This is a genomic window from Streptomyces sp. B21-105 (assembly GCF_036898465.1).
Classification (GTDB): domain Bacteria; phylum Actinomycetota; class Actinomycetes; order Streptomycetales; family Streptomycetaceae; genus Streptomyces.
Window position 1 is genome coordinate 3,964,009 of record NZ_JARUMJ010000001.1, and the last position, 11,564, is coordinate 3,975,572.

The following is an 11,564-nucleotide window of genomic DNA, read 5'->3' on the forward strand; positions in this document are numbered from 1 at the left end:
GACGGGGAGGCCAGGACCGCACGGCCACCGCCGCGCGGAGACAGCTACCCCACCGCAGGCGTCGTACCCGACTGTCTCGCCCCCTGATCGACACCGACCCCCACCGATGCTGTTCACAGGGTAGGGCTGCGGGCGGAGAGCGGAAGGCAAATGGCAGAACTGGTGGACCCGCGCGTTTATGGTGTGCCGCATGTTTCGTCTTGAGACAGAAGTAGACAGGACTCGTCGCGATCTTCTCCGTTCACGGCTGCGGGCCACGAACACGGAGGCCTCCCCGGTGCTGCGCGCCTTGCGCGGCACCCCGGCCGAACGCGAGTCTCCGCTGCACGTGTGGGCCTCGGGGCCGGGAGGCGAACTGGCCGGCGGGCTGGTGGGCCACACCTGGACGGCCTGGCTGCACGTCGCCTACCTCTGGGTCGACGACCGGCACCGCGGCGCGGGGCTGGGCACCCGGCTCCTCGCCGAGGCGGAGCGCGTCGCCCGCGACGAACGGGGCTGCGCCCGCGTACGCCTGGAGACCTGGGACTTCCAGGCGCCGGACTTCTACCGGCGGCGGGGCTACGAGGTGGTGTGCGTGATCGAGGACTATCCGCCGGGCGTCACGGAGTTCACGCTGACGAAGCGGCTGACCCGGGAACAGGGCTGACGCAGGAACAGGAGCTGGGCGGACACCGGGGTGCGGCGGGCGCCGGGTGACACGGCACCGGGGTGGGGGCGGGAGACCGCCGCACCCCGGCGCCGTGACGCCGAACCGCTCAGCCCAGCCGGCGCGCCCCCGCCGACGGCACCGCCTCGAAGACGCGCGGGGCCTTGTACCCGGCGGCCGCGAACGCCTCCTCGACGGCCTTGGTCAGGGTGTCGACGTCGGCGGCGTCCGCGAGGACGATCGCCGAGCCGCCGAAGCCGCCGCCGGTCATCCGCGCGCCGAGTGCGCCGGCCGCGACGGCGGTCTCGACGACCATGTCCAGCTCGGGGCAGGAGACCCGGAAGTCGTCCCGGAGGGAGGCGTGGCCCTCGGTGAGGACCGGGCCGACGGCGCGGGTGTCGCCCGACGCCAGCAGCCGCACCACGCGTTCGACGCGCTCGTCCTCGGTGACCACGTGACGGACCAGCCGGCGGACCTCCTCCTCGTCGCCGAGCCGGGCCAGCGCCGCGTCGAGACCGTCGAAGGGGACGTCGCGCAGCGCGTCGACGCCGAGCAGCGCCGCGCCCTTCTCGCAGCCGGCCCGCCGCTTGCCGTACTCGCCGCCGCTGTGCGCGTGCGTGACCTGGGTGTCCACGACCAGCAGGCGCATGCCCTCGGCCGCGAGGTCGAGCGGGATCTGCTTCTGGGAGAGGTCGCGGGTGTCGAGGAACAGCGCGTGGCCGCTTTCACAGCAGGCGGAGGCGGTCTGGTCCATGATGCCGGTGGGCGCGCCGACGTAGACGTTCTCCGCGCGCTGGCACAGCCGGGCCAGCTGCCAGCTCGGCAGCCCGAGTTCGTACAGGTCGTTGAGCGCGAGCGCGACCACGACCTCCAGCGCCGCCGACGAGGACAGGCCCGCGCCGGTCGGCACCGTCGAGGCGAGGTGGACGTCCGCGCCGGTGACGGGGTGTCCGGCGTCGCGCAGCGCCCAGACGACGCCGGCGGGGTAGGAGGCCCAGCCGTCGTCCGACCCGGGTGTCAGGGCGTCCGGCTCCAGCTCGACGACGCCGCCCTCGATGTCGGCCGAGTGCAGCCGCAGCCGGCCGTCCTCGCGCCGGGAGACCGCCGCGACCGCGGTGTGCGGCAGCGCGAAGGGCATCACGAAGCCGTCGTTGTAGTCGGTGTGCTCACCGATGAGGTTGACGCGGCCGGGTGCCGCCCAGACGCCGTCGGGCTCCGCGCCGTACAGCTCGACGAAGCCGTCCCGGACCTGCTGTGCCCCCATTACCGCTCCTTCGTCGTGCCGTCGGCGGGCGTCGTGCCGTCGGCGAGCTGCTGGGCGAACGCCCAGGCGTCCGCGACGATGCCCGCGAGGTCCGCGCGGGACGGGTTCCAGCCCAGCTGTTCGCGGGCGGTGGCCGCGGAGGCGACCAGGACGGCCGGGTCGCCTCCGCGGCGCGGGGCCATGACCTCGGGGATCGGGTGGCCGGTGACCTTGCGGGCGGTCTCGACCACCTCGCGGACGGAGAAGCCGTTGCCGTTGCCGAGGTTGCAGATGAGGTGCTCGCCCGGCACGGCGGCGGCGACGGCGAGGAGGTGCGCCTCGGCGAGGTCGGCGACGTGGATGTAGTCGCGGATGCAGGTGCCGTCGGGGGTCGGGTAGTCGTCGCCGAAGACGGAGATGGCCTCGCGGCGGCCCTGCGCGACCTGGAGGACGAGCGGGATGAGGTGCGACTCGGGGTCGTGGCGCTCGCCCTGCGCGCCGTACGCGCCGGCCACGTTGAAGTACCGCAGGGAGACCGCGCCGAGCCCGTGCGCGGCGGCCTCGCCGCTGATCATGTGGTCGACGGCGAGCTTGGAGGCGCCGTAGGGGTTGGTGGGCCGGGTGGGCGCGGACTCGACGATCGGGACCTGCTCCGGCTCGCCGTAGGTGGCCGCCGTGGAGGAGAAGACGAGCTTGCGCACGCCCGCCTCGCGCATCGCGGCGAGCAGCGCCATGGTGCCGCCGACGTTGTTGTCCCAGTACTTCTCGGGCTTCACGACGGATTCGCCGACCTGCGAGAACGCGGCGAAGTGCAGCACGGCGTCGAAGGAGGCGTCGAGGTGCTCGGCCGCGTCGCGGATGTCGCCCTCGACGAACACGGCGCCGGCGGGGACGCTTTCGCGGAAACCGGTGGAGAGGTTGTCCAGGACGACGACCTCGTGCCCCGCCTCCAGCAGGTGCTGGGCGACCACGCTGCCGACGTATCCCGCGCCGCCCGTGACCAGATACTTGCCGCTGTTCATCAACTCGCTACCTCTCGCAGTCGCTCGGCCGCGCGCTCCGGGGGCACGTCGTTGATGAAGACGTTCATGCCGGATTCGGAGCCCGCGAGGAACTTCAGCTTGCCGGACGTGCGGCGGATCGTGAAAAGCTCGAGGTGCAGCGCGAAGTCGTCGCGGTTGACGCCCTCGAACTCCTCCAGCGCGCCGAACGGCGCCTGGTGCCAGGCGGCGATGTACGGCGTCTGCGACGCGGCGCCCTCGCCCTTTCCTCCGTCCGGCTCGTCGAAGATCCGGTCGAAGCGCCTCAAGAGTTCCAGATACATCTTGGGGAACTCTGTGCGCGCCTCCTCGTCGAGAGCCAGCAGGTCGGGCACCCGGCGCTTGGGGTAGAGGTGCACCTCGTACGGCCAGTGGGCGGCGTACGGCACGAACGCGACCCAGTGTTCACCCTCCAGGACGACCCGGGCCCCGGCGAGTTCACGCCCCAGCACGGCGTCGAAGAGGTTCTCGCCGCCGGTCGCCTCCTTGTGCGCCGCGACCGAACGCAGCATCAGGGCGGTGCGCGGGGTGGTGAACGGGTACGCGTAGATCTGCCCGTGCGGGTGCCCCAGCGTCACGCCGATCTCGGCGCCGCGGTTCTCGAAGCAGAACACCTGTTCCACGGAGGGCAGGTTCGAGAGCTCGGCCGTGCGGTCCGTCCACGCCTCGAGGACGAGTGCCGCCTGTTCCTCGGTGAGGTCGGCGAAGGACGCGTTGTGGTCGGAGGTGAAGCAGACCACCTCGCAGCGCCCGGAGTCGCCGGCGAGGGAGGGGAAGCGGTTCTCGAAGACGACGGCGTCGTACGACGAGTCCGGGATCTCGCTCAGCCGGTCGCCCTCGGAAGGGCAGAGCGGGCACTCGTCGGCCGGCGGGTGGTACGTGCGCCCCTGCCGGTGCGAGGCGATGGCGACGGAATCCCCGAGCAGGGGGTCGCGCCGTACCTCCGAAGTGGTGACCGTGCGCTCGAGCGGACGCTTGTCCACCGCGTCGCGCACCACGTCGTCGCGCCGGTCGTAGTAGATCAGCTCACGACCGTCGGCCAGCCGGGTCGAGGTCTTCTTCACCGCGACTCTCCATCCGTACCCCGGGCCCGCGGACCCGGATCGGTACACCTAGCGAAGCATCAAACAGAACCGAACACATAAAACCATAAACCCCCACGCGAGTCATCGTCACAACCAAACAAAGAACACCAAGCGAAGCGAGCAGTGCATGCGAACCCCCACCTACCTGGCGGCAGAGCTACGGCTCCCCACGAACTGGCTCGACTACACGATCCTCGGCATCTACTTCGTCGTGGTCCTCGGTATCGGCTTCGCCGCCCGGCGCTCGGTGAAGACCTCCCTCGACTTCTTCCTCTCGGGCCGCTCGCTGCCCGCCTGGATCACCGGTCTCGCGTTCATCTCGGCGAACCTGGCCGCCACCGAGATCCTGGGCATGGCCGCGAACAGCGCGCAGTACGGCGCGTACACCGTGCACTGGTACTGGATCGGCGCCATCCCGGCGATGGTGTTCCTCGGCCTGGTGATGATGCCGTTCTACTACGGCAGCAAGGTCCGCTCGGTGCCGGAGATGCTGCTGCTGCGCTTCGACAAGGCGGCGCACCTGCTGAGCTCGGCCCTGTTCGCGTTCGCCGCGATCCTGATCGCCGGGGTGAACCTGTACGCGCTGGCCATCGTCGTCGAGGCGCTGCTGGGCTGGCCGCAGTGGGTGGCGATCGTGGTGGCCGGGTTCTTCGTGCTGGCGTACATCACGCTCGGCGGCCTCTCCTCGGCGATCTACAACGAGGTCCTCCAGTTCTTCGTGATCCTGGCGGCCCTCATCCCGCTGTCGGTGCTGGGCCTGAAGAAGGTGGGCGGCTGGGACGGCCTCACCGACAAGCTGACCGCGTCCCACGGGGACGACTTCGTCACCGCCTGGGGCGGCACCGGCATCGGCAGCGCCAACCCGCTGGGCGCGAACTGGCTGACGATCGTGCTGGGCCTCGGCTTCGTGCTGTCCTTCGGCTACTGGACGACCAACTTCGCGGAGGTGCAGCGCGCGCTGTCGGCGAAGAACCTCTCGGCGGCGCAGCGCACCCCGCTCATCGCGGCCTTCCCCAAGATCTTCATCGTGTTCCTGGTGATGATCCCGGGCCTGGTGGCGGCGGTGCTGGTGCCGAAGATCGGCACCGCCGACTCCGACCTCCAGTACAACGACGCCATCCCCTATCTGATGGAGCAGCTGCTGCCGAACGGCGTGCTGGGCATCGCGGTGACGGGCCTGCTGGCCGCGTTCATGGCCGGCATGGCGGCGAACGTCTCGTCCTTCAACACGGTGTTCACCACCGACATCTGGGCGAAGTACGTGGTGCGGGGGCGGGAGGACGCGTACTACGTGCGCTTCGGCCGGCTGATCACGGCGATCGGGGTGGCGGCCTCGGTGGGCACGGCGTTCCTGGCGTCGTCCTTCTCGAACATCATGAGCTACCTGCAGACGCTGTTCAGCTTCTTCAACGTGCCGATGTTCGTGGTCTTCGTCGTCGGCATGTTCTGGAAGCGGGCGTCGAAGAAGTCGGGCTTCTGGGGGCTGCTCGCGGGCACCACGGCGGCGATGGTGAACTACTTCGTCCTCTACAAGCAGGACGTCATCGGCATCCCCACCGACCAGGGCGCCAACTTCGTCTCCGCGATCGCGGGCTTCGTGGCGGGCGCCGTCGTGATGGTGGCGGTGTCGCTGTTCACGGCCCCCAAGACGGACGAGGAGCTGCAGGGCCTGGTCTACGGCACCGTCTCCCCCGGGATGGCCGAACCGCCCGCGGCGGGCGACGACGCCTGGTACCGCCGGCCCGCGCTGCTGGGCTGGGGCGCGGTGATCCTGGCCGCCCTGTACTACATCCCGTTCTCGTTCTGAGCCCTCACGACACCTGCGGGAGGATGGAGACACCATGTCCGAGCAATTCGACCGGTCCGAGCAATTCGACCCGTCCGAGCGCGACGAGGCCGCCGAGCGGCTGCGGCGGGCGGGCTGGTCCGAGGCCGACGTCCAGCGCGAGGTCACGGAGCTCGAGGAGAAGTCCGCGACCGCGGCCCGCATCTTCGACCTGCGCCGCATCATCGGCGGCCTGTTCGTCCTGTACGGCGTGGTAGTCGCGATCGCCGGCCTCACGGACGGCGACGCGGCGATCGACAAGGCCCAGGGGATCAACATCAACCTGTGGACGGGGCTCGGGATGCTGGCCCTCGGCCTGTTCTTCCTGGCCTGGCTGAAGCTGCGGCCCGCGGCGCCGGTCACCCCGAAGCTCCCGCCCGAGGCGCCCGAGGCAGTGGAGGGGGACCAGCCGCGAGGCGGGTAGCGGCGGGGCGGGTAGCGGCGGGGCTGCGGCCCGCCGGTCGTGCCGGTCATGCCGGTCGCGCAGTGGGGCGGCTCCGGGATCCCAGCTTGCGGAACCCGGAGCCGCCCCACGTCATGGCCGTGCCCGGCCGGACCTGTCCTAGTCGTCCCGCTCGGCGACGTTCACGTTGACGGCGTCGTCGCCGTTGTTGCAGATCTGCTGGGTCGCCGTCTGGTTCGACGTGCCGCCGAAGAGGGGGAGGTTCAGGTTCGGGATGTTGATGAGACCGAACGAGACGTTCTCCGCGTGGTTGGTGCACTGCCGGGAGTCCCCGTCCGAGCCGGAGACGCCGGCGGAGGCGATCCCGGCCCCGGCCATGCCGAGACTGGCGATCATGGCGGCCACGAGAACGGTCTGGTGAAGCTTGCGCATTGCATTCCCTTTTCGGCTGAGTGGCGTGTTTCGTCACTTCGCGACGCCATTCCGTCACTGAACGAAACGGTACGGTTACACACCGTATGCGGTATTTGTCCGATACGCACCTCAGTCACCGGCGAGTCAGCTCCGTTCGAAGCAGTGCGAGCGGCCGACGACACGGAAACCGCGACGCTCGTACCAGTGGCGGGGCCAGTCCGCCTCGTCCGCCGTCAGGAACCGGGTCCCGCAGCCCTGGTCGGCGGCCATGCGCAGGGCGGTGCTCAGAACGGCGTCGCCGTGGCCGCGCCTCAGGTGGGCCTCCGAGGTGACCAGGTCCTCGATCTGGGCCGTGCCGGCCGCCGGGTCCATGTAGAGGTCGGCCCACGAGGCGACCTCGCCCTCCTGGGTACGGGAGCAGAGGAACCGGACGACGTCGGCCCCGCGGCGACGCGCCTCGCGCCGGTCGACGAGGTGGCGGACGACCTCGTCGTCGGCGTCCGGGAGGAAGCCCCGCCAGCGCCGGGCGAGGGGGACGCGGAGGGCGTCGAGGTCCACCTCCCGCGCCGCTCCGCCGTCGGTCGGCACCGGGCCCGTGTGCAGCATGACCAGCAGGGTGGAGTGGGTGTACCCGGCCCGGGTCAGCGGCTCCACGCACGCGCCGGCGACGTCGTCGTCGAGGACGGAGACCATGCGGAACGGCAGATGCCCCAGAGCCCGCTCCGCGAGGGCGGGCACCGCCTCGGGGTCGACGGCCGCGTCGATGACGACCTGGTTGTCCGCGTGGGAATGCGCGAAGGAGTCGTCGTACACGGCGAACCCGCCCGGGAGGTCGACGACGCGCGCCGCCTGGCGGCGGGCGAAGGCCGACATGAAGGCGGTGATCCGCTGCATTTCCTGGGTGGGCATGGAGAAAGCCTAGACAGCCGCGGACGGGGACCGCCCCGAATTACCCCGCGCCCGGGCCCCGTATGGGCGGCGGGGGTCCGGGCGCCGGCACGAACAGGCTCAGCCGGTACGCGGTGGGACGGTCCGACCGGCCGCACAGCGTGTCGACCCGCACCGCCGCCGCGTCAACGCACGGCTGCTCCGCACGCATGCGCAGCAGCGTCGCGCGCAGCTCGGACGGGTCCCGCGTCTCGAGCAGCACGTCCCAGCGGCCGTCAGTGCGCGGCGCCGGCGCCGCGCTCCGCTTCCGTTTCCGCTGACCCGGCATCGTCCCTCGCCCCGCTCGTCGTCGCATCTGTGCCGTACCCGGCGATCTCACCGCTTCGCGCGGCCGCGACCAGGGCGATCGTCAGGATGACCGCCCCGTCGACGAAGTGCGTCGACAGCGGGTAACTCGCCAGCGTGTAGCCGCCTCCGGTCAGGAAGGCGACGTGCAGCGCCGCGACCGGCAGCCCCGCGGTGAGCGCCGCCAGCAGGCCGCGCAGCGGAGCCCGCACCAGCAGGCCGCGCGGGGCGATCGCCAGGGCGAGACCGGTGGCCGTGCCCAGGGCGACGCCCACCGCCATGCTCCCCAGCGCCGCGTACACGCCCGCGGTCGTCAGCGCCCACGCAGTCCCGTAAAGGCCGCCGGTCAGGAAGACGAACGCCGCCACCAGGCACAGAACGCCGACCGCCCCCGCGGGCCATGCCCCGATGAGCACCCCGAGCCGCGCGCCCCGTCCGATGACCGTGCGTGCTCGCACGCCCTACTCCGCTTCCGTCGCCCGGTCGCGGGACGTGTGCGGCAACGGCCCGGCGCGGTCCAGCAGACCCGTGCGCGCCGCGAGTGCGGCCGCCTCCAGGCGGGAGCCCACGCCGAGCTTCATCAGGACCCGCTGGACGTGGGTGCGGGCCGTGGAGGGGGCGATGCCCATGCCGGCGGCGATCAGCCGGGTGTCCTCGCCGTCGGCGACCCGGACCAGGACCTCCACCTCCCGCGGGGTGAGCATCTGCAGCAGCCGCTGCCCCTCGTCGTCGGGCTGGGCGGCCGGGTTCAGCAGTTCGCCGAACGCGCCTTGCAGCAGCTGCGGCGCCACCGCCGCCTCGCCCGCCCGCGCCTTCATGATGGCCCGCTCCACGCCCTCTATGCGCTCGTCGTGGCGTACGTAGCCGGAGGCGCCCGCCGCAAAGGCCGCGGCGATGCCGCGCGGGCTCGGCACCGGTCCGAGGACCAGGACCGCCACCTGCGGGCGCTCCCGCTTGATGCGGACCACCGGGTCGAAGACGCCCGGTTCGGCCGGGGCAGCCGTGCCCAGCAGGCACACCTCGGGGGCGCGGGTGATCACCAGTTCCGCCGCCCCCGCGGCCGGCGCCGCCGCGGCGAGCACCCGGTGCCCCCGCAGTTTGAGCGCCGAGGCCAGCGCCTCGGCGAGCAGGCGGTGGTCGTCGACCACCATCAGCCGCACTCCCATCGAGCAACCCCCCAGTCCCCCCGTGGATGCCCACACGGATCCACGCGGACCCACACGCACCCACGCAGACCCACGCGGACGAACAAAGGGCGCCCCCCGGCACCCCTGTCTTCATGCCCCCGGAAGCTACACGCTTGTTCGACGTTGCGCTCCCCCTACCGGCGAGAACTGCCCGGATCGCCGAAATTCCCGTCACGAGGGCGACGTTGGCGATATTGGCGATAAATGAGCGGGCCCCGCCCCTGAGCGGACATCGACTCGGGGGCGGGGCCGGCAGGACGCTCGGTACGGTCAGCCGGCCGCGGCGCCGAACCCGACGGCGAGGTACTCCGGGTCGCCGCCCGAGGTGGCGTTGTCGTCGGCGTACACCTCCGACATGTACAGGCGTCCCTGGCCGAAGACGACCTCGGAGTACTCCGGGGACAGGCTGATCTCCAGGTCGTGCACCTCGTCCGTGGCCGCGTTCTCCAGCAGCACGGTCTGCTTGAACGTACCGCCGTCGACGCTGACGACCTGTCCGCCCTTGTCGTACGGCGGCCGCTTGTAGGCGATCAGGTTGCCGCCGTCCATCCGCAGCGGGTAGATCGTGTAGCCGTCGCCCGCGTCCGCGCGCTGGCCGGTCTGCTTGCCGGTGGCCAGGTCGAAGGCGACGACCTCGTTCGTCCTGCTGTAGGTGCCGCTGCCGTCGTGCTCCTCGGTGGGCACGTAGATGCGGTCGTTGCCGACGGCCAGGCCCGTGCAGGCCTCGACCTTGGTGATGCCCTCGCAGTCGGCCGCGTACTCGGCGCCCGGCACCGAGATGCGGGTGCGCAGCTTGCCGGTCTTGTTGTCGATGGAGAAGAAGTCCGAGATGCCGCTGCCGTCCCCGGCGCTGTCGCCGACGTCGGCGGCCACCACCAGGGGGTCGCTGGAGACGACGGACGCGTAGTCGATGCCCGTGGCCAGCTTGTACTCGGAGAGCACCTTCCCGGAGACCGGGTCGATGGTCTGGATGTGCAGCTCGGGGTTGTCGTACGCCCCGCACTTGCGCACCGCCACCAGCTTGGGCCCGCCGCCGTAGCCGGCGTCGTGGCAGGTGTCGGCCGGCTTCGGCGACCACAGCACCTTGCCGGAGTCGATGTCGAATGCGGCGCCGCCGTCCGAGCTGCCCACGGCGACCGTGTTCGCGCTGACCGTGACGTTGTCGAAGTCGATCACGTAGTCGCCGGAGGTGACCGTCTTCTTCCACAGCTGCTTGCCCGCGGCGAGGTCGATCGCCGCGATCTGGTCGCAGCGTGCCGTCTCGGCGGCGCTCGCCTGGAAGACGATCGCGGTGCGGTGGTCGTCGGTGGCGAACCTGCTGGCCTCGCACACCGGGCCCGGCAGCGCGATCGTCCAGAGCTTGGTGCCCTTGACCTGGTCGTAGCCGGTGATCCCGTCGACGCCGGTCTTCACGTACGCCTTGTCGGTCAGCCAGGAACCCCGGACGCCGACGCTGTCGTCCTTCTTGACCACCGGCATCGGCAGCTTGAAGAGCACGTCGGAGGACGGGTCGGCCGGCGCCTTCTCGCTGCCGCCGGAGGTCTTGCCGCCGGTGCCCCCTCCCGTGTCGCCCTTGTCGCCCCCGCCGCCGTTCGCGCCGCCGGAGCTCGCCTCCTCCTTCTTCTTGCCGCCGCTGTCGGAGTTCGCGTACCAGACGCCGCCGCCGACGATCAGCGCGATCGCGACGACCGCCGCGACGATGATCGCCACCTGCGCGTTGATTTTCCGGCCGGAACCCGCCGAGCCGCCGCCCGCGACGACCTGCGGCTGCATGGGCATGGTCGGCTGCCCCGGGTAGCCGTACCCGGGCTGACCCGGCTGACCCGGCTGACCCGGCTGACCCGGGTAGCCGTAGCCCGGCTGCTGGCCGTAGGCCGTGCTCTGCTGGCCGTAAGGGTTGGGCTGCGGCTGACCGTAGGGGTTCGGCTGCGGCTGGCCGTACGCCGACGGGGCGGGGGCGGGAGCCCCCGGCTGCGCCGGATAGCCGTAGCCGGGAGCGCCGGCCGGGGGCGCGGCGGGCTGGCCCGGCCCGTCGGCGGCCTGCGGGTAGCCGTAGCCCGGCTGAGGCTGCGGCGGCCCGGACGGAGCCGACGGCGGCGGAGTCGTCGGAGGAGTCGGCGAAGCCTGCGGCACCTGCCCTGGGGCCGGCGCCTGGGCCGGGGGCTGGGGCGCAGACTGCGGCCCGGGGGCCTTCGACAGGTCCGGCGCGTGCGGCTGCGGCGGAGCGTCCTGCGGGACGGCGTCCTGGGGAACGGCGTCCTGCGGCGTCGCGTCCTGCGGCGGCTGAGGCGGGCCGAAGCCGCCCTGCTGCGGGGGCTGGTTCGGCGGCTGGCTCGGCGGTTGGTTCGGGGGCTGGGTCATGGTGTGGGTACCTCAGGAGAAAGCTCGGGAAGCCTGGGAAAGCGGAGAGGGCGGGGAAGCCCGCGGAAGGCGGGCCCGGACGGCGGCGGAAGCCGGAGCCGGCGGAACGGCGCGAGCCGGGAGGACG

At 71.8% G+C, this 11,564-nt stretch carries 12 protein-coding genes; 3 read left to right on the forward strand and 9 right to left on the reverse strand.

Annotated elements, in window-relative coordinates; translation table 11 throughout:
* The first annotated feature begins 178 nt into the window (after positions 1–178).
* Positions 179–646 (forward strand): GNAT family N-acetyltransferase, encoded by a 468-nt coding sequence (locus QA802_RS17710; protein WP_334523506.1) that lies wholly within the window; start codon positions 179–181, stop codon positions 644–646.
* A 109-nt stretch (positions 647–755) separates the two neighbouring features.
* Here the strand turns inward: QA802_RS17710 and galK are convergent, their stop codons facing one another.
* From galK to galT, 3 genes are read right to left on the reverse strand one after another with little or no spacing between them, the layout of a single operon-like run.
* On the reverse strand, positions 756–1,910 hold the full coding sequence (gene galK / locus QA802_RS17715) for a galactokinase (protein ID WP_334523509.1): 1,155 nt from the start codon (positions 1,908–1,910) through the stop codon (positions 756–758).
* Positions 1,910–2,911: a UDP-glucose 4-epimerase GalE gene (gene galE / locus QA802_RS17720; RefSeq protein ID WP_334523512.1), complete on the reverse strand. Its 1,002-nt coding sequence runs from the start codon at positions 2,909–2,911 to the stop codon at positions 1,910–1,912. The genes galK and galE overlap by 1 nt, the downstream gene beginning before the upstream one ends.
* Positions 2,911–3,993, reverse strand: a complete 1,083-nt coding sequence (galT, locus tag QA802_RS17725) for a galactose-1-phosphate uridylyltransferase (protein ID WP_334523515.1) — start codon at positions 3,991–3,993, stop codon at positions 2,911–2,913. The genes galE and galT overlap by 1 nt, the downstream gene beginning before the upstream one ends.
* Before the next feature lie 148 nt (positions 3,994–4,141).
* On the opposite strand from galT, the gene QA802_RS17730 reads away from it, so the two are divergent.
* Positions 4,142–5,821 carry a sodium:solute symporter family protein gene (locus QA802_RS17730; protein WP_334523518.1) on the forward strand — a complete coding sequence of 560 codons (1,680 nt, stop codon included), beginning with the start codon at positions 4,142–4,144 and terminating at the stop codon, positions 5,819–5,821.
* Positions 5,822–5,855: 34 nt separating this feature from the next.
* Complete coding sequence (locus QA802_RS17735) at positions 5,856–6,263, forward strand: hypothetical protein (RefSeq protein WP_334523520.1); 408 nt, start codon at positions 5,856–5,858, stop codon at positions 6,261–6,263.
* Between the two features lie 138 nt (positions 6,264–6,401).
* Here QA802_RS17735 and QA802_RS17740 read toward each other — a convergent pair whose 3' ends face one another.
* From QA802_RS17740 to QA802_RS17765, 6 genes are all read right to left on the reverse strand, one after another.
* On the reverse strand, positions 6,402–6,674 hold the full coding sequence (locus tag QA802_RS17740) for a hypothetical protein (protein WP_334523522.1): 273 nt from the start codon (positions 6,672–6,674) through the stop codon (positions 6,402–6,404).
* A 126-nt stretch (positions 6,675–6,800) separates the two neighbouring features.
* Positions 6,801–7,565: a GNAT family N-acetyltransferase gene (locus tag QA802_RS17745; RefSeq protein ID WP_334523525.1), complete on the reverse strand. Its 765-nt coding sequence runs from the start codon at positions 7,563–7,565 to the stop codon at positions 6,801–6,803.
* 40 nt (positions 7,566–7,605) lie between these two features.
* Positions 7,606–7,806, reverse strand: coding sequence for a hypothetical protein (locus QA802_RS17750; RefSeq protein ID WP_334523528.1), 201 nt, complete (start codon positions 7,804–7,806; stop codon positions 7,606–7,608).
* Positions 7,807–7,819: 13 nt separating this feature from the next.
* Positions 7,820–8,347: a hypothetical protein gene (locus QA802_RS17755; protein ID WP_334523531.1), complete on the reverse strand. Its 528-nt coding sequence runs from the start codon at positions 8,345–8,347 to the stop codon at positions 7,820–7,822.
* A gap of 3 nt (positions 8,348–8,350) precedes the next feature.
* The gene (locus QA802_RS17760) at positions 8,351–9,055 is read right to left on the reverse strand and encodes a helix-turn-helix transcriptional regulator (RefSeq protein WP_266721235.1); all 705 of its coding nucleotides are present in this window, start codon (positions 9,053–9,055) and stop codon (positions 8,351–8,353) included.
* A gap of 291 nt (positions 9,056–9,346) precedes the next feature.
* Entirely contained in the window at positions 9,347–11,437 is a 2,091-nt protein-coding gene (locus tag QA802_RS17765; RefSeq protein ID WP_334523540.1) for an outer membrane protein assembly factor BamB family protein, read from the reverse strand.
* Between the last annotated feature and the right edge of the window lie 127 nt (positions 11,438–11,564).

Bases quoted from the DNA above. Each gene is read 5' to 3' on its own strand.
- QA802_RS17710 (WP_334523506.1), top strand. From the start codon at position 179: ATGGTGTGCCGCATGTTTCGTCTTGAGACAGAAGTAGACAGGACTCGT.
- galK (WP_334523509.1), bottom strand. From the start codon at position 1,910: ATGGGGGCACAGCAGGTCCGGGACGGCTTCGTCGAGCTGTACGGCGCG.
- galE (WP_334523512.1), bottom strand. From the start codon at position 2,911: ATGAACAGCGGCAAGTATCTGGTCACGGGCGGCGCGGGATACGTCGGC.
- QA802_RS17730 (WP_334523518.1), top strand. From the start codon at position 4,142: ATGCGAACCCCCACCTACCTGGCGGCAGAGCTACGGCTCCCCACGAAC.
- QA802_RS17735 (WP_334523520.1), top strand. From the start codon at position 5,856: ATGTCCGAGCAATTCGACCGGTCCGAGCAATTCGACCCGTCCGAGCGC.
- QA802_RS17740 (WP_334523522.1), bottom strand. From the start codon at position 6,674: ATGCGCAAGCTTCACCAGACCGTTCTCGTGGCCGCCATGATCGCCAGT.
- QA802_RS17745 (WP_334523525.1), bottom strand. From the start codon at position 7,565: ATGCCCACCCAGGAAATGCAGCGGATCACCGCCTTCATGTCGGCCTTC.
- QA802_RS17760 (WP_266721235.1), bottom strand. From the start codon at position 9,055: ATGGGAGTGCGGCTGATGGTGGTCGACGACCACCGCCTGCTCGCCGAG.
- QA802_RS17765 (WP_334523540.1), bottom strand. From the start codon at position 11,437: ATGACCCAGCCCCCGAACCAACCGCCGAGCCAGCCGCCGAACCAGCCC.